At 32.7% G+C, this 18,803-nt stretch carries 22 protein-coding genes; 18 read left to right on the top strand and 4 right to left on the bottom strand.

Annotated features, from left to right (window positions below; translation table 11 throughout):
• Positions 1 to 73 precede the first annotated feature (73 nt).
• Genes fabG through AW14_RS11690 form a run of 3 tightly spaced genes read left to right on the top strand, consistent with a single transcriptional unit; the run spans position 74 to position 3,727 of the window.
• Positions 74 to 820 carry a 3-oxoacyl-[acyl-carrier-protein] reductase gene (gene fabG, locus AW14_RS11700; protein WP_044638980.1) on the top strand — a complete coding sequence of 249 codons (747 nt, stop codon included), beginning with the start codon at positions 74 to 76 and terminating at the stop codon, positions 818 to 820.
• A 45-nt stretch (positions 821 to 865) separates the two neighbouring features.
• Positions 866 to 2,899, top strand: coding sequence for a hypothetical protein (locus AW14_RS11695; RefSeq protein WP_044638979.1), 2,034 nt, complete (start codon positions 866 to 868; stop codon positions 2,897 to 2,899).
• A 12-nt stretch (positions 2,900 to 2,911) separates the two neighbouring features.
• Positions 2,912 to 3,727 carry a prohibitin family protein gene (locus AW14_RS11690; protein WP_044638978.1) on the top strand — a complete coding sequence of 272 codons (816 nt, stop codon included), beginning with the start codon at positions 2,912 to 2,914 and terminating at the stop codon, positions 3,725 to 3,727.
• Positions 3,728 to 3,804: 77 nt separating this feature from the next.
• Here the strand turns inward: AW14_RS11690 and AW14_RS11685 are convergent, their stop codons facing one another.
• On the bottom strand, positions 3,805 to 4,323 hold the full coding sequence (locus tag AW14_RS11685) for a thioredoxin family protein (protein ID WP_044638977.1): 519 nt from the start codon (positions 4,321 to 4,323) through the stop codon (positions 3,805 to 3,807).
• Between the two features lie 313 nt (positions 4,324 to 4,636).
• On the opposite strand from AW14_RS11685, the gene hisG reads away from it, so the two are divergent.
• The 8 genes from hisG to hisIE all read left to right on the top strand — a co-directional run bounded on the left by hisG (position 4,637) and on the right by hisIE (position 11,893).
• Positions 4,637 to 5,494 carry an ATP phosphoribosyltransferase gene (hisG, locus tag AW14_RS11680; RefSeq protein ID WP_044638976.1) on the top strand — a complete coding sequence of 286 codons (858 nt, stop codon included), beginning with the start codon at positions 4,637 to 4,639 and terminating at the stop codon, positions 5,492 to 5,494.
• A 9-nt stretch (positions 5,495 to 5,503) separates the two neighbouring features.
• Positions 5,504 to 6,787: a histidinol dehydrogenase gene (gene hisD, locus AW14_RS11675; protein WP_044638975.1), complete on the top strand. Its 1,284-nt coding sequence runs from the start codon at positions 5,504 to 5,506 to the stop codon at positions 6,785 to 6,787.
• Entirely contained in the window at positions 6,787 to 7,821 is a 1,035-nt protein-coding gene (hisC, locus tag AW14_RS11670) for a histidinol-phosphate transaminase (protein ID WP_044638974.1), read from the top strand. The genes hisD and hisC overlap by 1 nt, the downstream gene beginning before the upstream one ends.
• Positions 7,821 to 8,957: a bifunctional histidinol-phosphatase/imidazoleglycerol-phosphate dehydratase HisB gene (gene hisB, locus AW14_RS11665; protein WP_044638973.1), complete on the top strand. Its 1,137-nt coding sequence runs from the start codon at positions 7,821 to 7,823 to the stop codon at positions 8,955 to 8,957. Before hisC ends, hisB begins: the two co-directional genes overlap by 1 nt.
• A 69-nt stretch (positions 8,958 to 9,026) precedes the next feature.
• Positions 9,027 to 9,608: an imidazole glycerol phosphate synthase subunit HisH gene (gene hisH / locus AW14_RS11660; RefSeq protein ID WP_044638972.1), complete on the top strand. Its 582-nt coding sequence runs from the start codon at positions 9,027 to 9,029 to the stop codon at positions 9,606 to 9,608.
• A gap of 79 nt (positions 9,609 to 9,687) precedes the next feature.
• Entirely contained in the window at positions 9,688 to 10,422 is a 735-nt protein-coding gene (gene hisA, locus AW14_RS11655; RefSeq protein ID WP_044638971.1) for a 1-(5-phosphoribosyl)-5-[(5-phosphoribosylamino)methylideneamino]imidazole-4-carboxamide isomerase, read from the top strand.
• Between the two features lie 72 nt (positions 10,423 to 10,494).
• A complete protein-coding gene (gene hisF, locus AW14_RS11650; RefSeq protein ID WP_044638970.1) occupies positions 10,495 to 11,250 on the top strand; it encodes an imidazole glycerol phosphate synthase subunit HisF in 756 nt (251 codons plus the stop codon).
• 49 nt (positions 11,251 to 11,299) lie between these two features.
• Positions 11,300 to 11,893 (top strand): bifunctional phosphoribosyl-AMP cyclohydrolase/phosphoribosyl-ATP diphosphatase HisIE, encoded by a 594-nt coding sequence (gene hisIE / locus AW14_RS11645; RefSeq protein ID WP_044638969.1) that lies wholly within the window; start codon positions 11,300 to 11,302, stop codon positions 11,891 to 11,893.
• A gap of 41 nt (positions 11,894 to 11,934) precedes the next feature.
• Here hisIE and AW14_RS11640 read toward each other — a convergent pair whose 3' ends face one another.
• Complete coding sequence (locus AW14_RS11640; RefSeq protein WP_044638968.1) at positions 11,935 to 12,351, bottom strand: hypothetical protein; 417 nt, start codon at positions 12,349 to 12,351, stop codon at positions 11,935 to 11,937.
• Positions 12,352 to 12,451: 100 nt separating this feature from the next.
• On the opposite strand from AW14_RS11640, the gene AW14_RS11635 reads away from it, so the two are divergent.
• The 4 genes from AW14_RS11635 to AW14_RS11620 all read left to right on the top strand — a co-directional run bounded on the left by AW14_RS11635 (position 12,452) and on the right by AW14_RS11620 (position 15,025).
• On the top strand, positions 12,452 to 13,228 hold the full coding sequence (locus AW14_RS11635; RefSeq protein ID WP_044638967.1) for a tRNA pseudouridine synthase A: 777 nt from the start codon (positions 12,452 to 12,454) through the stop codon (positions 13,226 to 13,228).
• A 208-nt stretch (positions 13,229 to 13,436) separates the two neighbouring features.
• Positions 13,437 to 13,643 (top strand): membrane protein, encoded by a 207-nt coding sequence (locus AW14_RS11630; protein WP_044638966.1) that lies wholly within the window; start codon positions 13,437 to 13,439, stop codon positions 13,641 to 13,643.
• 53 nt (positions 13,644 to 13,696) lie between these two features.
• Complete coding sequence (locus AW14_RS11625) at positions 13,697 to 14,266, top strand: hypothetical protein (protein ID WP_044638965.1); 570 nt, start codon at positions 13,697 to 13,699, stop codon at positions 14,264 to 14,266.
• 81 nt (positions 14,267 to 14,347) lie between these two features.
• The gene (locus AW14_RS11620) at positions 14,348 to 15,025 is read left to right on the top strand and encodes a DUF2461 domain-containing protein (RefSeq protein ID WP_044638964.1); all 678 of its coding nucleotides are present in this window, start codon (positions 14,348 to 14,350) and stop codon (positions 15,023 to 15,025) included.
• On the opposite strand, the gene AW14_RS11615 is transcribed toward AW14_RS11620, so the two are convergent.
• Both AW14_RS11615 and AW14_RS11610 read right to left on the bottom strand, forming a co-directional pair.
• Positions 15,018 to 15,464: a hypothetical protein gene (locus tag AW14_RS11615; RefSeq protein ID WP_044638963.1), complete on the bottom strand. Its 447-nt coding sequence runs from the start codon at positions 15,462 to 15,464 to the stop codon at positions 15,018 to 15,020. The two genes, AW14_RS11620 and AW14_RS11615, sit on opposite strands and share 8 nt — an antisense overlap.
• Before the next feature lie 8 nt (positions 15,465 to 15,472).
• Positions 15,473 to 15,889 (bottom strand): hypothetical protein, encoded by a 417-nt coding sequence (locus AW14_RS11610; protein WP_044638962.1) that lies wholly within the window; start codon positions 15,887 to 15,889, stop codon positions 15,473 to 15,475.
• Positions 15,890 to 16,100: 211 nt separating this feature from the next.
• Here AW14_RS11610 and AW14_RS11605 point away from each other — a divergent pair, with 211 nt between their 5' ends.
• The 3 genes from AW14_RS11605 to leuD all read left to right on the top strand — a co-directional run bounded on the left by AW14_RS11605 (position 16,101) and on the right by leuD (position 18,801).
• Positions 16,101 to 16,487: an acyl-CoA thioesterase gene (locus tag AW14_RS11605; RefSeq protein WP_044638961.1), complete on the top strand. Its 387-nt coding sequence runs from the start codon at positions 16,101 to 16,103 to the stop codon at positions 16,485 to 16,487.
• A gap of 231 nt (positions 16,488 to 16,718) precedes the next feature.
• A complete protein-coding gene (gene leuC / locus AW14_RS11600) occupies positions 16,719 to 18,113 on the top strand; it encodes a 3-isopropylmalate dehydratase large subunit (RefSeq protein WP_044638960.1) in 1,395 nt (464 codons plus the stop codon).
• A 91-nt stretch (positions 18,114 to 18,204) separates the two neighbouring features.
• Positions 18,205 to 18,801 carry a 3-isopropylmalate dehydratase small subunit gene (gene leuD / locus AW14_RS11595; protein WP_044638959.1) on the top strand — a complete coding sequence of 199 codons (597 nt, stop codon included), beginning with the start codon at positions 18,205 to 18,207 and terminating at the stop codon, positions 18,799 to 18,801.
• Positions 18,802 to 18,803 lie beyond the last annotated feature (2 nt).

Here is an 18,803-nt window from a genome sequence, read left to right as displayed (position 1 = left end):
AAATTGTGAGGTTTTTTGTGTTTAGAAGTCAATGTAATTAGTATATTTGAATTCTTATAAATTAATAAAACTAATGAAGATTTTAGAAGGAAAAACTGCAATTATTACAGGAGCAAGCCGAGGCATTGGTAGAGGTATCGCACAAGTTTTTGCACAACACGGTGCTAACATTGCTTTTACTTATAGTTCGTCTGTAGAAGCTGCAAATGAATTAGAAAAAGAATTAATCGCTTTAGGAGTTAAAGCAAAAGGATATAAAAGTAATGCCGCTAGTTTCGATGAGGCTCATAAATTAGCCGAAGAAGTAGCTGCAGAATTTGGTAGCATCGATGTGTTGGTAAACAATGCAGGAATTACTAAAGATAATTTATTAATGCGTATTAGTGAAGACGATTTTGATACCGTAATTGAGGTAAACTTAAAATCTGTTTTCAACATGACGAAGGCTGTACAAAAAAACATGCTAAAACAACGTAAAGGCTCAATTATTAATATGAGTTCTGTAGTTGGTGTTAAAGGAAATGCGGGTCAAACCAATTATGCGGCTTCTAAGGCAGGTATTATTGGATTCTCTAAATCGGTGGCATTAGAATTAGGTTCTCGAAATATTAGAAGTAACGTGGTCGCTCCAGGTTTTATTGAAACCGAAATGACCGCTAAGTTAGATGAAGAGGTTGTAAAAGGATGGCGTGCAGGAATTCCTTTAAAACGTGGTGGTACTCCAGAAGATGTTGCTAATGTTTGTGTGTTTTTAGCAAGCGACATGAGTGCGTATGTTACGGGCCAAACCTTAAACGTTGATGGTGGTATGTTAACTTAAAACCATCCTGCGAAAGCAAACCATATTTAAAACATAGAATATTTAATGAGTTCAATAACTCTGTTATACATTATTTTAGCTGTTATTTTTGCGCTATTTCTAGCAGGATTTCAGTATTTTAAAAATAAAAAAAGCATGTCTAAATTAAACATGCTTTTTTTGCTTTTAAGATTTATTACCTATCTGTCTGTTTTAATTTTATTAATAAATCCAAAATTTGAACAACTTATTATAACTAACGAAAAACCAAATTTGGTGTTAGCTATCGATAATTCAAATTCTGTTAAACACTTAAAACAAGATCAAAATGTTTTAAAACTTGTTAATAGACTTACAGAAAATGCCGATTTAAATAAAAAATTTAATATTACCAGTTATACATTTGGAGACGATTTGCAAGCTTCAGATTCGTTAACGTTTTCAGAGAGAGAAACCAATATCAACGAAGCGTTTAATAAATTAGGGCAAATTTATAAAAACACCATCGCACCAACGATTTTAATTTCAGATGGAAATCAAACCTATGGCAACGATTATGCGTTTGTAACAAATGCTTATAAACAACCAGTTTTTTCAGTAATTCTTGGAGATACCATAAGTCACACAGATTTAAAAATTCAGCAATTAAATGTTAATAAATACGCTTATTTAAAGAATAAATTTCCAATTGAGACTATTCTTGTATACAACGGGAATTCTGCCGTTAATACTCGTTTTGTAGTTAAGCAAGGCGGTAATATCGTGTATTCTGAAACGGTAAATTTTTCAAAAGAAAATAATTCTAAAGTTCTAAACTTTACCCTGCCAGCAAACAGTGTTGGTGTAAAGGTCTATACCGCTGTTTTAGAACCTCTGCAAAATGAGATGAATACAATTAATAATGTTAAAAATTTTGCAGTTGAAGTAATCAATGAAAAGACTAAAGTTGCTATTGTTAGTGATTTTATTCACCCAGATTTAGGGGCTTTAAAAAAGAGTATTGAAACGAATGAACAACGTTCTGTATCATTTCTAAATTCAAAAACAATTTTAAATCAATTCAATGATTTTCAATTAGTTATATTGTATCAGCCTAATGTAAACTTTAAACCTGTTTTTGAAGTGTTAAATGCAGAAAATAAAAACCGTTTCACGATAATTGGTACAAAAACAGATTTAAATTTTCTTAATAACGTGGTCGATGCATATAAGACCGAGATAACCAAACAAACAGAAAGCTATCAAGGCATTTCAAATAAAAACTATGCCTCTTTTTTAATTGAAGATATAGATTTTGAAAGTTTTCCACCATTACAATCTAATTATGGAAGCACAACATTTTCGGTTCCTGTAGAAACCTTGTTGTATAAATCCATTAACAATGTTAGAATTAACGAACCTTTATTAGCTTCTTTTGAAAGCAATGGCAAACGCGAAGCTTTATTATTTGGTGAAAACATCTGGCAATGGCGGGCTCATACCTTTTTAAATACGAAATCATTTATTCAATTTGATGATTTTATTGGGAAACTTGTTCAATATTTGGCATCAAACAAACTACGTACCCGTTTAAATTTAGATTACCAATCTTTTTACAATGGCAATTCTAACATTGTGGTTAAAGCCGAATTTTTCGATAAAAATTATGTTTTCGACTCTAGAGAAACTATAAATATTAAAATAAAAAATAACCTTTCGGGAGAAGAGAAAACTATTCCGTTTGTATTAAAAAACAATAATTACCAAGTAGATTTAAGTACTTTAAAACCTGCAGAATATAGTTTTACAGTAAGTACAACAAAAGAAAAAATATCCAAATCGGGCAATTTCACCATTTTAGATTATAACGTAGAGCAACAATTTTTAAATGCCGATGTAACAAAACTGCAACGTTTAGCAACTAATAGTCAAGGTGAAAGTTTTTTTATAGAAAACACTCAAAATTTAGAATCTAAGCTTTTAAATGACAATCGTTTTTCAATTGTGCAAAAAAGCACTAAAAATAGCTTACCTTTAATAGATTGGGTTTATTTACTCATAATTATCATTTTAAGCTTAACAACCGAATGGTTTTTAAGAAAGTATAACGGATTAATTTAAAACAAAAATTTAATGGACAGATTACCAAAAATTGCATTTCCTTTAATTATAGGAGCAGTTATTTTAATTGTATTACTATCAAAATCTTCTGTAACCATAGGTTCTGGTCAGGCAGGTGTATTATATAAAACATTCGATAATGGTGTTGTAACCGACGAACCACCAATGGGTGAGGGCTTTCATATTGTTGCGCCTTGGAACAAAGTGTTTATTTATGAAGTGCGTCAGCAAGAACTTTTTGAAAAAATGAAAGTATTATCATCAAACGGATTGGAAATTCAAATTGATGCTTCGGCTTGGTACCAACCGGTAACGAGAAATTTGGGTAAACTTCATCAAACCTTGGGGCAAGATTATTTACAACGTGTTATTCAGCCATCCATTCGAAGTGCTGCACGAAGTGTGGTAGGTCGTTACACGCCAGAGCAATTATATTCTAGTAAACGTGATGCCATTCAAGATGAAATTTTTCTTGAAACAAAAAAGATATTAGAAAAGCAATATGTGCAACTTAATGAAGTTTTGGTAAGAGATGTTACTTTACCAAATACTATAAAAGATGCGATTGAACGCAAATTGAAACAAGAGCAAGAATCGTTAGAATATGAATTTAGATTGGTTACTGCCGAAAAAGAAGCAGAAAAAGTTAGAATTGAAGCACAAGGTAAAGCCGATGCTAACCGCATTTTAAGTGCTTCATTAAACAGTATGATTTTGCAAGATAAAGGTATCGATGCCACTTTAAAGTTATCGGAATCACCTAACAGTAAAGTAATTGTTATTGGTTCTGGCGATGGCGGATTACCTATTATTTTAGGGAATCAGTAAATAAAATAAGAACATAAAAAAGCTTGTAATTCAAATGAGTTACACGCTTTTTTTATTGAATTTAATTAATAAATAAATTATTTCATTGTAAAAACTTCGGCGATGATACTTAAGGCTCGTTCGTTTAAAGAAGATGTATTTTTAAGTTTTTTAATAAAAGCTTCAACTTCTTCTTTTGAAGCTGGACAACCTAAATTTTGACCTTTATCATCAAAACTATCTGCTAACAATTCGCCTTCGACATTAAAAATTAACCAAAACGGAATGCCGCTTTTTTCGCCCTTGTATTTAATTAATAAATCTTCTGCACCAGGATTTTCAAGATGTTTGTTGTTAGGTGATTCTTTTACTGTTAAATGGGTTATAACATAATTTGCATCAAAAAAAGCTTTGCATGCATCATCATTCATGCCTTTATCCATTTTTTTACACCAACCACACCAGGAAGCATGAAACATCACAAAAATATTTTTATCTTCTTTTTTAGCAACTTCGGACGCATTTTTTAAAATTGTTTCTGCCGATTCTTGAGCGTTTAATGGGTAATAACTAGCAATTGCTAAGAAAGCAAAAACGATGCAGTGTTTTAATTTCATAATTCTATATTGTTTCAAGGTTTATATTTAAAAATATTGAAGATAAAATATAAATAAATTAAAAATACTTAAATCATAAAATTTATTAACAGATTATTAGGTAACAATGAAATATATTTATGATATTTGCTTTGTATTAAAAAGGAATAATGAACAACATTCAATCACATCATCATCATTTTTATATTTGCTCTCAAGCGAAGTGAAGATGTATTGAATAAAATCAACATATTTAAAACCCGTTTGAGATAATCAAACGGGTTTTTTAATTTTAAATCCAATTAGATTATTTCAAACTCATAAAACAAAGACAATGAGTGTATTAAGAATTGCAGTGCAAAAATCAGGTCGTTTACACGACGAATCGATGGAACTATTAAAAGACATCGGAATTTCTATCGATAATGGAATTGATCAATTAAAAGCTTCAGCTAGAAACTTTCCTGTAGAAGTTTTTTATTTAAGAAATGGCGATATTCCGCAATATTTAAAAGATGGTGTGGTAGATGCTGCCATTATTGGAGAAAATGTATTAATTGAAAAAGGTGAAGGAATAAATGTGGCCGAAAAACTAGGATTTTCTTCTTGTCGCGTTTGTATTGCAGTGCCTAAAACCATGGAATACAAATCTATTAAGGATTTAGATGGTAAACGCATTGCCACATCGTATCCGCATACTGTGCAAATGTATTTGGAAGAACAAGGCATCAAAGCAAATTTACACATCATTAACGGGTCTGTTGAAATTGCACCAAATATTGGTTTAGCCGATGCTATTTGCGATATTGTTTCCAGCGGAAGCACCTTGTTTAAAAATAATTTGAAGGAGGTTGAAATGATTTTAAAATCGGAAGCTGTTTTAGCTGTTTCACCAATTTTAGATGAAGAGAAACAGGCCATACTTGATAAAATTCAGTTTAGAATTAAATCTGTTTTAAAAGGAAGAAATTCTAAATACGTATTGTTAAATGCACCTAACGATAAAGTTAATGATATTATTAGTGTTTTACCAGGTATGAAAAGCCCAACCGTTTTACCATTGGCAGAAGAAGGTTGGAGTTCCATTCACTCGGTTATTAGTAAAAACCAGTTTTGGGATGTTATCGACGATTTAAAAGCCAGAGGTGCTCAAGGTATTTTGGTTTGTCCTATTGAAAAAATGGTACTTTAAAAAAGAGTTATGCAAATTATTATTAATCCTAATAAAAGTAGTTGGAGCGAGGTTTTAAAACGTCCTACACAAACCGTTGGCGATATTGAAACCAAAGTTATCGATATTTTTAATGAGGTTCGCCTTAATGGTGATGAGGCCATAGCTAAATATACCCAGCAATTTGATGGTATAGCTTTAGAATCGAATGTAGTAACGTCTCAAGAAATTGAAAAGGCGGTTGCTACCGTTTCAGATAAACTTAAAGAAGCTATTAAAGCCGCAAAACACAATATCGAGGTGTTTCATTCAGCTCAAAAAACGACTAGAATAGCGGTAGAAACCACTAAAGGTGTTGCATGCTGGCAAGAAAAACGACCCATTCAAAAAGTAGGTTTATATATACCAGGAGGTACAGCGCCCTTGTTTTCAACGGTTTTAATGTTGGCCGTTCCTGCACAAATAGCAGGATGTCAAGATATTGTGTTGTGTTCACCTCCAAATAAAGCGGGCGAATTAGCGCCAGAAATTTTATTTGCAGCACAACTTTGTGGTGTTACTAAAATTGTTAAAGTAGGTGGTATTCAAGCGATTGCAGGATTAACTTTTGGAACACAACTTATACCACAGGTTTATAAAATATTCGGACCAGGAAATCAGTATGTTACTGTTGCCAAACAATTGGCTACCAAATATGGTGTCGCTATAGATATGCCTGCAGGTCCAAGTGAATTATTAGTCGTTGCCGATGCAAAGGCCAATCCTGCTTATATTGCATCCGATTTATTAAGTCAGGCCGAACATGGCACCGATAGTCAGGTTCTTTTAGTGTCGACTTCTAAAACTCTAATTAACGAAGTGTCTGAAGAAGTTGAAAAACAGTTAGAAGTGCTTCCGCGTAAAGCAATTGCCGAAAAAGCCATAGCCAATTCTAAATTGATTTATGTTGAAAATGATGCTTTGGCTTTGGAGTTAATTAATGAATACGGTCCAGAACATTTTATTATTTGTTCTCAAAATGAAGATTTTTACGTGAATAACATTGCTAATGCCGGCTCGGTATTTATTGGCGATTATACACCAGAAAGTGCGGGCGATTATGCTTCGGGAACTAACCATACTTTACCAACAAACGGCTTTAGTAAAGCGTATTCGGGAGTTAATTTAGATAGTTTTTCTAAGAGTATGACCTTTCAAAAAATATCAAAAGAAGGTATTTTAAATATTGGTGAAACCATCGAATTAATGGCAGAGGCAGAAGGTTTACAAGCCCACAAAAATGCAGTTTCCATTCGTTTAAAGGATTTAAAATAATGAATATACAAGATTTAATAAGGCCTACCATTAAGGCACTAAAAGCTTACTCCTCTGCACGCGACGAATTTCAAGGTGTTACCGATAATATGGTGTTTTTAGATGCTAACGAAAATCCTTTTGAAAACGGCGTAAACCGCTATCCCGATCCGCATCAAAGACATTTAAAAACTATACTTTCTGAAATTAAAGGCATTTCAACAAAAAATATCCTTTTAGGTAATGGTAGCGACGAAGTTTTAGATTTAATTTTTAGAGCATTTTGTGAGCCTAATCAAGATAATATTGTCATTTTACCACCAACCTATGGTATGTATGAGGTTTTGGCAAATTTAAATGCCATAGGCATTAAAGCGGTTAATTTAGATGATACTTTTCAACCTAAAGTAGAGGCTATTTTAAACGCAGCAGATGCCAACAGTAAGTTGCTTTTTATTTGTTCGCCAAACAATCCGTCTGGGAATAGTTTCGATGCTAAAGCTATGGAAACATTGGTTTCAGAATTTAAAGGTATTGTGGTTATTGACGAAGCTTATATCGATTTTTCAAACGAAGCCAGCTGGATTTCTAAATTAGATACCTACCCTAATTTAATTGTAACGCAAACCTTGTCTAAAGCCTATGCTATGGCAGGTATTCGTTTAGGTATTTGTTATGCTTCAGCAGAAATAATAACGGTTTTAAACACCATAAAACCACCTTATAATATTAACGAATTAACTCAGAAAAAAGCCATAGAATTATTAAATATTAAAAATTTGGCTAAAAATCAAATTCAGGATATTTTAAAAGAACGTTCGCTCATGATTTCGCAGTTGGAATCTGTGAGTTTTATTTCAAAAATATATCCTTCTGATGCAAATTTTGTTCTTGTAAAAGTTGACGATGCAACAAAACGCTACAATCAACTTATCGAAAAAGGCATTGTTATAAGAAATAGAACAACACAACCGGGCTGTGAAAATACCTTACGTTTAACCGTTGGTACACCCCAAGAAAATAAAATATTAATAGATACCTTAAAATCTATATAATGAAAAAAGTATTATTTATAGATAGAGATGGCACGTTGGTTTTAGAGCCGCCAGTAGATTATCAATTAGATAGTTTAGAGAAATTGGAATATTATCCAAAAGTATTTCAATTTATGGCTAAAATCGCCAAAGAGTTAGATTATGAACTCGTTATGGTTACAAACCAAGACGGTTTGGGTACAGACTCTTTTCCTGAAGATACGTTTTGGCCAGCACACAATAAAATTATAAATGCCTTTGAAAAGGAAGGTGTGGTGTTTGATGCTGTTTACATCGATAAAACTTTTCCGCATGAAAATGCACCAACTCGAAAACCTAGAACGGGTTTGTTAACTCAATATTTTTCGGAGGCTTACGATTTAGAAAACTCTTTTGTTTTAGGCGATAGAATTACCGATATGGAATTGGCTAAAAACCTGGGAGCTAAAGGCATTTATTTAAATGAAGATCCCGATTTGGGCGCCGATGAAATTGAAACCTCTCAAGAAGAAATATTCAATGCCATAGCACTAAAAACTACCGATTGGGAGAAAATATACGAGTTTTTAAAACTGAAAGATCGGGTATCAGAAATCACTAGAAACACCAATGAAACCAAAATTTACATCAAATTAAATTTAGATGGTTCTGGTAAGAATGATATAGATACGGGACTTTCGTTTTTCGATCATATGTTAGACCAAATTGGGCGTCATGGTTCTATGGATTTAACCATTAAAGTTGATGGCGATTTAGAAGTCGATGAGCATCATACCATAGAAGACACTATGATTGCTTTAGGGGAATTGTTTAATAAAGCATTAGGAAATAAATTAGGTATTGAGCGTTACGGATTTTGTTTGCCTATGGACGATTGTCTGGCGCAGGTCGCGGTCGATTTTGGAGGTAGAAACTGGTTAGAATGGGATGCCGAATTTAAACGCGAAAAAATAGGGGATATGCCAACAGAAATGTTTTATCATTTATTTAAATCGTTTACCGATGGTGCGAAGTGTAATTTGAATATAAAAGCCGAAGGCACGAACGAACATCATAAAATTGAAGGCATCTTTAAAGCTTTTGCAAAAGCAATGAAAATGGCTGTAAAACGCGATGCCAATAAGATGTTTTTACCCTCCACAAAAGGGATGCTTTAAAAATAAAAATCCAGATGTACTCATTTCGAATTTAAAACCGTAAACAGTATATCGTAAATTGTAAATTAAGTGAAATTAGTAATTATAAATTATGGCGCAGGAAATATTAAAAGCATTCAATTTGCTTTTAATCGTTTGGGTGTAGATGCGATTTTATCTAACAATCCAGTAGAAATTCTTGCTGCCGATAAAATTATATTTCCAGGCGTTGGAGAAGCAAGCTCGGCCATGAAGATGCTTAAAGAAAGCGGATTGGACACATTAATACCAACTTTAAAACAACCGGTATTAGGTATTTGTCTGGGTATGCAATTAATGTGTAAATCAACAGAAGAAGGCAACACAAAAGGTTTAGGGATTTTTCAAACCGATGTAAAACGATTTTCTACCGATTTAAAAGTACCACAAATGGGATGGAACGTTATAAAAAACCTTAAATCTCCTTTGTTTTCGGGTATCAAAGAAAATGAATACATGTATTTGGTGCACAGTTATTACGCAGAACATTGCAACGAAACCATAGCAGCGACCGACTACGGTATAAATTATGCATCGGCTTTACAACATGAAAACTTTTACGGTGTTCAGTTTCACCCAGAAAAGAGTGGTACAGAAGGCGCAAAAATATTAGAGAATTTTTTAAAGTTATAAATTATGGTTAAAAGTTGATGGTTGGTAGTTTATAGTAAAATACCATAAACCAAAAACAAACAACTAAAAACAAACAAAAATGAGAATTATACCAGCTATAGATATTATTGACGGAAAATGTGTTCGCTTAACAAAAGGCGATTACGACACCAAAAAAATATACAACGAAAACCCTTTAGAAGTTGCTAAAATGTTTGAAGATGCTGGCATACAGTATCTGCATTTGGTAGATTTAGATGGTGCCAAAGCACAACATATTGTAAATTATAAAGTGCTCGAACAAATTACCTCTAAAACTAATTTGAAAATAGATTTTGGAGGCGGTTTAAAAACCAACGAAGATTTGCACATTGCTTTTAATTCTGGAGCGAAACAAATTACTGGCGGCAGTATAGCTGTTAAAGACCCAAATACTTTCGAAGGTTGGATATCTAAATATGGTTCAGAGAAAATTATTTTAGGTGCCGATAGCGATAATGGAAAAGTTTCTATTAGCGGTTGGATGGAACAAAGTAAAGAAGATGTGATTCCGTTTATAAAAGCCTATCAAAAAAAGAGCATACAATACGTTATTTGTACCGATATCTCTAAAGATGGCATGCTCGAGGGACCTTCAGTCGATTTATATAAACAAATCATTTCAGAATGTTCCAACAGCAGTTTAGGTCAGTCTATTAAATTAATAGCTTCGGGAGGAATTTCAACCATAGAAGAATTACCTGTTTTAAAGGCCATTGGTTGTGAAGGTGTTATCATTGGTAAAGCGATTTACGAAAACAGAATTACATTAAAAGATTTAGAAAAATATGTTTAATGAAAGGGTAAAGTATAAGGTTGAAAAGATTCAAACTTTTCACTTTTCACTTTTCACTTTTAACTTTTTAAAATGTTAACAAAACGAATCATACCTTGTTTAGATATTAAAAACGGACGCACCGTAAAAGGCGTTAATTTTGTCGATTTACGAGATGCCGGCGATCCTGTTGAATTAGCTAAACAATATGCCGATGTTGGTGCCGATGAATTAGTTTTTCTAGATATTTCGGCCACTTTAGAAGCGCGAGCTACAACTTTAGATATGGTAATGCATGTTGCAGAGCAAGTGAATATCCCGTTTACGGTTGGTGGCGGTATTTCTTCTGTAGAACATGTTGATGCTTTATTGCAATGTGGAGCAGATAAAGTTTCTATTAATTCTTCGGCTGTTAAACGTCCGGAATTGGTTAATGAATTAGCCGATAAATTTGGCAGCCAATGTGTGGTTGTTGCCATTGATGCGAAACAAATTAACGGAAACTGGAAAGTACATTTAGATGGCGGCAGTATTCCAACAGATATCGATTTATTCGAATGGGCAAAAGAAGTAGAACAACGAGGTGCCGGTGAAATTTTATTCACTTCGATGGATCACGATGGTACTAAAAACGGATTTGCGAATGAAGCGTTGGCAAAACTATCAGAATCATTAAATATTCCAATAATCGCCTCTGGTGGTGCTGGAAATGTTCAACATTTTGTTGATACCTTTAAAGAAGGCAAGGCAGATGCGGCGTTGGCTGCGAGTGTTTTTCATTTTGGAGAAATTCCCATTCCAGAATTAAAAAAAGAATTAAAAAAACATAATATAGAAGTACGACTTTAGTCGTCATGCTGAACTTGTTTCAGCATCACATAATATAATGATTTAAACTATGACAATCAAATACGATGCACACGGATTAGTGCCAGCAATCATTCAGGATGCCACCACAAAAAATGTTTTGATGTTGGGATATATGAATGAAGACGCTTATCAAAAAACTTTAGAAACAAAAAAAGTGACGTTTTTTAGTAGAAGTAAACAGCGTCTTTGGACTAAAGGAGAGGAAAGTGGTAACTTTTTAAATCTTATCGATATTAAAAACGACTGCGATAACGATACCTTACTTATTCAGGTAAATCCTGTGGGGCCAACCTGCCATAAAGGAACCGATAATTGCTGGGGAGAAACAAATACTTCAAATTACGGATTCTTTTCTACCTTAGAAGATGTCATTGCAGAACGTGTTGCTAATAAAGACACCAACAAATCGTATGTAGCCAGTTTGTTTGAAAAGGGGATTAATAAAATAGCGCAAAAAGTAGGCGAGGAGGCAGTGGAAACAGTAATCGAAGCTATGGATAATAATGATGAGTTGTTTCTTTACGAATCGGCCGATTTAATGTTTCATTACTTAATGCTGTTACAAGCCAAAGGATTCACTTTAAAAGATATTGAAGCCGAGTTAAAAGGCAGACACAAATAAAAAAAAGGCTTTAGAATTTTCTAAAGCCTTTTTTGTAATGTTTAAGAAATCCATTTTTTAGAAATTGATTTTCTTGAAAACCATACCAAGAAAAACGCAAATAAAATGATACTTATAGTCATGGCAATACCATCAAAATGTCCCCGACTTAAAATATAACCCATCTGTATAATAACAGCGAATAGCGAAATAACCAATAACGAATACGACCATTTTTTTTGTAATAATAAATCAATAGAACCCAATAAACCCGAAAAAACAGCCATAGCAAAAGCCGCTGTTAACCAGGCTGGGAAATTAGATATGAGTTCCATTTGTTCGTCTGTCATAGAAGCACGCCAAGCATCTGTTTTGTATGCTTGCCCAATGTATTGATATACACCCATGGCATTCCAAAGCAATGCAATAATACTTACAATCCAATACCAAAAAGGAGGTTTTAAACTAGCGTTTGTCATAATTAAATAGTTTTAGGTTGGTTAAAGTTGAAATTACAAGTTCGTAATTTTTTGTCATATTTAATAAAAAACTTACTTTCCCCAAGCTTTAAAAGTTATAATGAAAAAATATTTTTATTTAGTTACCATTCAATATTTAGGCTACCGTTTTCATGGCTGGCAAAAACAACCCGATGTAAAAACGTTGCATTTAATGGTCGATAGAACCTTAAATTTTATTCTGGAAGGCAAACCATTTAAAAGTTTAAGTTCGGGGAGAACCGATGCCATGGTGTCTGCAGAATGTGCAGCTTTCGAACTTTTTTTGGCCGAACCCATAGATAATTTGGAGGCTTTTTTAGAATTGTTTAATTATAATTTGCCTCAGGATATACGCGCGTTGACTATTAAAGAAGTAGATGCTAAATTCAATATCATTAATCATTCTAAAATAAAAGAGTATAACTACCTCTTTACCTTTGGAGAAAAATGCCATCCATTCTGTGCGCCCATTATGACTACTTTTTTAGACGATTTGGATATAGATTTAATGATGCAGGGCGCTAAGCTTTTTGTAGGCGAACACTATTTTAAATCGTATTGTTTTAAACCAACCGATAATGGTATTTATAAACGGGAAATTACAACTTGCGAAATCGTTGAAAACACAGCCTATACCGCCAGTTTTTTTCCAGAAAAATCTTATCTATTTCGAGTAAAGGGCAAAGGCTTTATGCGAAACCAAATCAGGCTCATGATGGGTACATTAGTTGATTTAGGTAAACATAAATTAACGCTCGACACCATTAAATACAGTTTACAGGATGATGTGTTTGTTAAAATGGAATACATTGCTCCGGCTTCGGGACTTATTCTTAAAAATATCGACTTCGAATAAACTAAAATTCTATTTCCTTTTTTGGTTATTTCTTTTGAAAACTCTTTAAAACCGCATGTTTTTATGTTGTAAATGTAAATTATACAACAGTTAGAACAAAACATGTAACATAAAACCTGTACGTTTTACCGAACTTTGTAATAACAAAATTAAGTATTGTTTTAAGCTGATCGTCAGATTAATACCTTGTTAATTTAAACTATATAAAATGAGAAAAGGAATATTAGCACTCGCTTTTTTATTTACTATAGCTGTAGTTTTTACAGGTTGTAGAGATAAAAAAACACCCGAAGAAAAAATAGAAAACGCTATAGATGAACTTAATGATGAAGCCGAAGAAGTTTCAGATGAAGTTAAAGACGCTATAGACGATGTAAAAGAAGAAATTGAAGAGGCTAAAGAAGATGCCGAATGACATAATTCTCACGCCTCACTAAAATTCAAACATTAATTTAAAACCAAAACAAGATGAAAAATTTAAAATATATCACATTAGGAATATTTTTAATATCAACCAGCGTATTTGCTCAAAATAAAAATAAACAGCAAAAAGAAGAAGTTGAAGTTAAAACAACAAAAATCAAGGACAACAAAAAAATAGTCGAAAACAAGGTTAAAACCATAACCATAGAAAGTAGTGACGTTGTTTTAGATAAAAAAGATGAATTTAAAACAAATCAAAAACGTGTAGAATCACCATCGAAAGTAGAGAAAATGGTCATGATTGACAACGATGCCGATAACGCCTACGATTTAATAACTAAAGACACTTATTATAAATTAGGAAACAAAAAATACGTTTTTATGCCTAACAAAAAAGGATTTGATATGGCTTTCGATAATAATGGCAATGAGTTTGTAAAAATTGGAAAGGCCATTCACGCTCATAAAAGTGACCACTTCATTATTAAAGATAAAAAAAGAACAGGTATCGGTTCTTTTGATGCAGATGGTAATTTTATGGTGCAATTTTACAACGAATCTAATGATAATGTAGAAGTTAAAACCTACTACATTTCTGAACCAAAGATGAAATAATTCGTTAATTAAATATTTATAAAAGCTCTGATTTATCAGAGCTTTTTGTAATTTTAATAAAAAATTTAAAACGCTATTAAAATGCATCAAACCCTATCAAAATCTGTTTTTGATTATTTAAAGAAACTTGAAAAAAATAATAATCGTGACTGGTTTAACGATAATAAAACAGAATTTAGAGCCGTAGAAAAAGAAGTAAAGGCTCTTTATAATGAGGTTTTAAATGATTTACGAATTCACGACGACATCGATAAATTAAAGATTTTTAGAATATACCGCGATGTTCGGTTCTCTAAAAATAAACTGCCGTACAAAACCCATTTTGGAGGTTCTTTTAATCGTGTAAAGCCAAAATTACGTGGCGGTTATTATTTGCATATGCAACCTAACAACGAAAGTTTTATTGCCACCGGATTTTGGGAACCGTCACCAGCCGATTTATTACGTATTCGTAAAGAATTTGAAATGGATGCCAGCGAAATGCGCGATATTTTAAACGATACCTCATTAAAAAACATTTGGGGTGGCCTTCAAGGAGATGAAGTAAAAACAGCACCTAAAGGCTTTAATAAAGACCATGAAAATATCGATCTCATTAAAAAGAAGCAATACATTTTTATTAAAAAATATACAGACCAAGAAGTTTTAAGTGATGGTTTTGTTGGTAGTGTTGGTGAGGCTTTTAAAGCCATTCGCCCATATTTTAATTATATGAGCGATGTGCTTACTACCGATTTAAATGGGGAATCTCTTATATAATTTCCTGAATTACATATTTTTTTTGATTGAACTCAAAACTATCGTTTACCTTTTTATTTTTAAGTAATTGTCCAATGGGTGTATTTAAAGATATAGCAAAGTAAACATCGCTATCTAAATCTATTTTACCAATACTTGTTGCAATGTAAAAATTCATTTCATTTGTTTTTACAATGCTACCAAGTACCACATCAACTGGTTCAACGTTGGTTTTTATTAGTTTTAAGTATTCTTTGGTTTTGTTGGCATCGGCCAGATAGCCCATGTTTTTTTCTAAATCGTTTAACAATTTGCCATTGCCAGAATCGTCGTCTTCAGAATTGCCTTTATCGTTACTTGCAATCGATTCTTTTATTAAATTAATTTCTTCTTTGTAATCATTAATGCGTTTATCTACGTGTTCATTACAAATTTGCAATAGTCTTTGTTTTGTTGTCATTAATTGGTTTAAATGGCTTTTAAAATTTCTGGTTTCACAAAAAGTTGAATATTACTAATCAACCGCTCTTTAACAATGTTCATCATACGCTTATTTAAAGCCGACGAATTTTGTATGTAAATTAGATATTCTTCAACAGTAAACAAACCAATAATCATTCCTTTTAAGGAGTTTCTAAATTTCATATCTTTAGTAATAGCATTTTCAATATAATCAATGCGTTTTTCTAACGATAAACTATAAAAAACAGATTTATGTTTATTAGCATAGTTCATAAAAACTTCATTTAACAAATCGTTTTGTAATTTAATTACAGGACGTAAAACTAAATTTTGAAAACGTTCATCGGCACTCATACTATCATTAATGCTTGCGCTAAGAATTTCAGGACGAATGGTTTTTAAGCTGAGTTGTCTAGTGTTCATAATTAAAAGAGTTTTATTAAAAATATTGAATATTAAAACTTGAAAAAAAACTTTGAATTATACTTGTTAACGAGGTTATCAACAAAATAGATTTTTTATCTTTGTTTTAAATTTAAATTCTCTTTCTCAACGGTGGTTAATTACAAAGAAACAGTGGGGTTTTTAAAAAATTACGAATAATATAATTTCAAATACTTAACGAATAAAATTAATGAGATTTCACACTAGAAAATGGGTAAAACCAGAAGATTTAAATCCGAATGGTACCTTGTTTGGAGGTCGATTATTAGAATGGATCGACGAAGAAGCTGCTTTGTATGCCATCATTCAACTTGAAAATCAAAAAGTGGTTACCAAATACATGAGTGAAATCGATTTTAAAGCCTCTGCCAGACAAGGTGATATTGTCGAAATTGGTATTGAAGTGGTTAAATTTGGAAAAGCTTCTATTGTATTAAGTAGCGAAGTTAGAAATAAAATGACTCACGAAACAATTATAACCATTTCTAATATTGTTATGGTTAATTTAGGAGAAGATGGCAAAGCCAAACCACACGGAAAAGTAGAAGTAGAGTATGTTGCCGACCGTTTAAAGTAAAGATTTAGTATTTCTTCTTTAAAAATTATAATCTATTTTGGCAATCCTTTAAAATATATTCGATTTTTTTACTTTCCATTAATAATATTATAAAAGTAGATGCCCAGTAAGGTTAAATTATTGATTATACTTAATAAAAAGGTTGTTTTTTATAAATTTGTTGGCTGACTAAAATTGAACGATTTTTTTAAATCGATAACGTAGAATTAAACAGAATATATAAATAAAATTATGAGCAAATCATTGTTTGACAAAGTTTGGGATTCGCATGTTGTGCGAAGTATTGAAGATGGACCAGATGTGTTTTTTATAGACCGTCACTTAATTCACGAAGTTACAAGCCCTGTAGCTTTTGTTGGATTAGAAAGCAGAGGTTTAAGTGTTTTATATCCAGATCGTACGTTTGCCGTAGCAGATCACAATACACCTACCATTAACCAACACTTACCGGTTCAAGATCCTTTATCTGCAAACCAATTAAAAACTTTAGAAAATAATGCTAATAAATACGGTATTAGCCACTGGGGTTTAGGACATCAAAATAATGGTATTGTTCACGTTGTAGGACCAGAAAATGGTATTACACTTCCAGGAGCTACCATTGTTTGTGGTGATTCTCATACATCAACTCACGGTGCTTTTGGTGCTATTGCTTTTGGTATTGGTACATCGGAGGTAGAAATGGTACTTACTACCCAGTGTATTATGCAGCCAAAACCTAAAAAAATGCGCATTAGCATAAACGGGAAACTTAATAATGCTGTAACACCTAAAGATGTTGGTTTATACATTATTTCTCAATTAACAACTTCAGGAGCTACTGGTTATTTTGTTGAGTATGCTGGAGATGTTTTTGAAAACATGACTATGGAAGGCCGTATGACGGTTTGTAACTTATCTATCGAGATGGGTGCTCGTGGTGGTATGATTGCTCCAGACGAAAAAACATTCGAATATATTAAAGGCCGTCCTATGACTCCAAAAGGAGCCGATTGGGATAAAGCCATGGCATATTGGAAAACTCTTAAATCGGATGCAGATGCTACCTTCGATAAAGAAGTAGTATTTAATGCTGAAGATATTGAGCCAATGATTACCTACGGAACAAATCCAGGTATGGGTATTGGTATTTCTAAAAACATTCCTTCTGCCGATGCTGTTGAAGGCGGTAAGTCTACCTACGAAAAGTCTTTAGCTTACATGGGCTACTCAGAAAACGATCAAATGATTGGTAAGAAAATCGATTATGTGTTTATTGGTAGTTGTACAAATGGACGTATTGAAGATTTCCGTGCCTTTGCATCGATTGTTAAAGGTAGAAAAAAAGCAGATCACGTTACCGCTTGGTTAGTTCCAGGTTCGCATGTTGTTGAAGCTAAAATTAAAGAAGAAGGCTTATTAGAAATTTTTGAAGAAGCTGGATTTGTTTTAAGAGAACCAGGTTGTTCGGCGTGTTTAGCAATGAATGATGATAAAGTACCTGCTGGAAAATATGCTGTAAGTACATCAAACAGAAACTTTGAAGGGCGTCAAGGTCCAGGATCAAGAACCTTATTAGCGAGTCCTTTAGTAGCTGCAGCAGCGGCTGTTACTGGTGTTGTTACAGATCCTAGAGAACTTTTGTAATTAAAAATGAATAATTAATAATGAATGGTTAAATTTTAATTTGAAGTTTTTAAAACTTTAACATTTAACTTTTAACTTTTAACTTGAAAAAATGGCATACGATAAATTCACAAAACTTACAAGTACAGCGGTTCCATTACCAATAGAAAATGTAGATACAGATCAAATTATACCAGCACGTTTTTTAAAGGCTACAAAACGTGAGGGTTTTGGAGATAACTTATTTCGCGACTGGAGATATAATGGAGACGACACTCCAAAAGCAGACTTTGTATTAAACAATCCTCTTTACGGAGGTAAAATATTAGTAGGCGGTAAGAACTTTGGTTCTGGGTCTTCAAGAGAACACGCTGCATGGGCTGTTTACGATTACGGTTTCCGTTGTGTGGTGTCTAGTTTCTTTGCAGATATCTTTAAAAACAACTGTTTAAACATTGGTGTTTTACCTGTTCAAATAAGTCCTGAATTTTTAAATGAAATTTTTGAGGCTATTTATGCAGATCCAAAAACAGAATTAGTAATCGATTTAGAAGCACAAACAATTACATTACCTGCATCGGGAACGCAAGAGTCTTTCGATATTAATGGTTATAAAAAAGGTAACATGTTAAATGGTTTCGACGATATCGACTATTTACAAAACATGAAAAGTGAGATTGAAACCTTTGCAGAATCTCGTCCGTTTTAAAA

Source organism: Siansivirga zeaxanthinifaciens CC-SAMT-1 (genome assembly GCF_000941055.1).
Taxonomy (GTDB): Bacteria; Bacteroidota; Bacteroidia; order Flavobacteriales; family Flavobacteriaceae; genus Siansivirga; species Siansivirga zeaxanthinifaciens.
This window is presented reverse-complemented; position numbering and strand designations above follow the sequence as displayed.

Coding starts and splice junctions, on each gene's coding strand:
- fabG (WP_044638980.1), top strand. CDS start 74: ATGAAGATTTTAGAAGGAAAAACTGCAATTATTACAGGAGCAAGCCGA.
- AW14_RS11695 (WP_044638979.1), top strand. CDS start 866: ATGAGTTCAATAACTCTGTTATACATTATTTTAGCTGTTATTTTTGCG.
- AW14_RS11690 (WP_044638978.1), top strand. CDS start 2,912: ATGGACAGATTACCAAAAATTGCATTTCCTTTAATTATAGGAGCAGTT.
- AW14_RS11685 (WP_044638977.1), bottom strand. CDS start 4,323: ATGAAATTAAAACACTGCATCGTTTTTGCTTTCTTAGCAATTGCTAGT.
- hisG (WP_044638976.1), top strand. CDS start 4,637: ATGAGTGTATTAAGAATTGCAGTGCAAAAATCAGGTCGTTTACACGAC.
- hisD (WP_044638975.1), top strand. CDS start 5,504: ATGCAAATTATTATTAATCCTAATAAAAGTAGTTGGAGCGAGGTTTTA.
- hisC (WP_044638974.1), top strand. CDS start 6,787: ATGAATATACAAGATTTAATAAGGCCTACCATTAAGGCACTAAAAGCT.
- hisB (WP_044638973.1), top strand. CDS start 7,821: ATGAAAAAAGTATTATTTATAGATAGAGATGGCACGTTGGTTTTAGAG.
- hisA (WP_044638971.1), top strand. CDS start 9,688: ATGAGAATTATACCAGCTATAGATATTATTGACGGAAAATGTGTTCGC.
- hisF (WP_044638970.1), top strand. CDS start 10,495: ATGTTAACAAAACGAATCATACCTTGTTTAGATATTAAAAACGGACGC.
- hisIE (WP_044638969.1), top strand. CDS start 11,300: ATGACAATCAAATACGATGCACACGGATTAGTGCCAGCAATCATTCAG.
- AW14_RS11640 (WP_044638968.1), bottom strand. CDS start 12,351: ATGACAAACGCTAGTTTAAAACCTCCTTTTTGGTATTGGATTGTAAGT.
- AW14_RS11635 (WP_044638967.1), top strand. CDS start 12,452: ATGAAAAAATATTTTTATTTAGTTACCATTCAATATTTAGGCTACCGT.
- AW14_RS11630 (WP_044638966.1), top strand. CDS start 13,437: ATGAGAAAAGGAATATTAGCACTCGCTTTTTTATTTACTATAGCTGTA.
- AW14_RS11625 (WP_044638965.1), top strand. CDS start 13,697: ATGAAAAATTTAAAATATATCACATTAGGAATATTTTTAATATCAACC.
- AW14_RS11620 (WP_044638964.1), top strand. CDS start 14,348: ATGCATCAAACCCTATCAAAATCTGTTTTTGATTATTTAAAGAAACTT.
- AW14_RS11615 (WP_044638963.1), bottom strand. CDS start 15,464: ATGACAACAAAACAAAGACTATTGCAAATTTGTAATGAACACGTAGAT.
- AW14_RS11610 (WP_044638962.1), bottom strand. CDS start 15,889: ATGAACACTAGACAACTCAGCTTAAAAACCATTCGTCCTGAAATTCTT.
- AW14_RS11605 (WP_044638961.1), top strand. CDS start 16,101: ATGAGATTTCACACTAGAAAATGGGTAAAACCAGAAGATTTAAATCCG.
- leuC (WP_044638960.1), top strand. CDS start 16,719: ATGAGCAAATCATTGTTTGACAAAGTTTGGGATTCGCATGTTGTGCGA.
- leuD (WP_044638959.1), top strand. CDS start 18,205: ATGGCATACGATAAATTCACAAAACTTACAAGTACAGCGGTTCCATTA.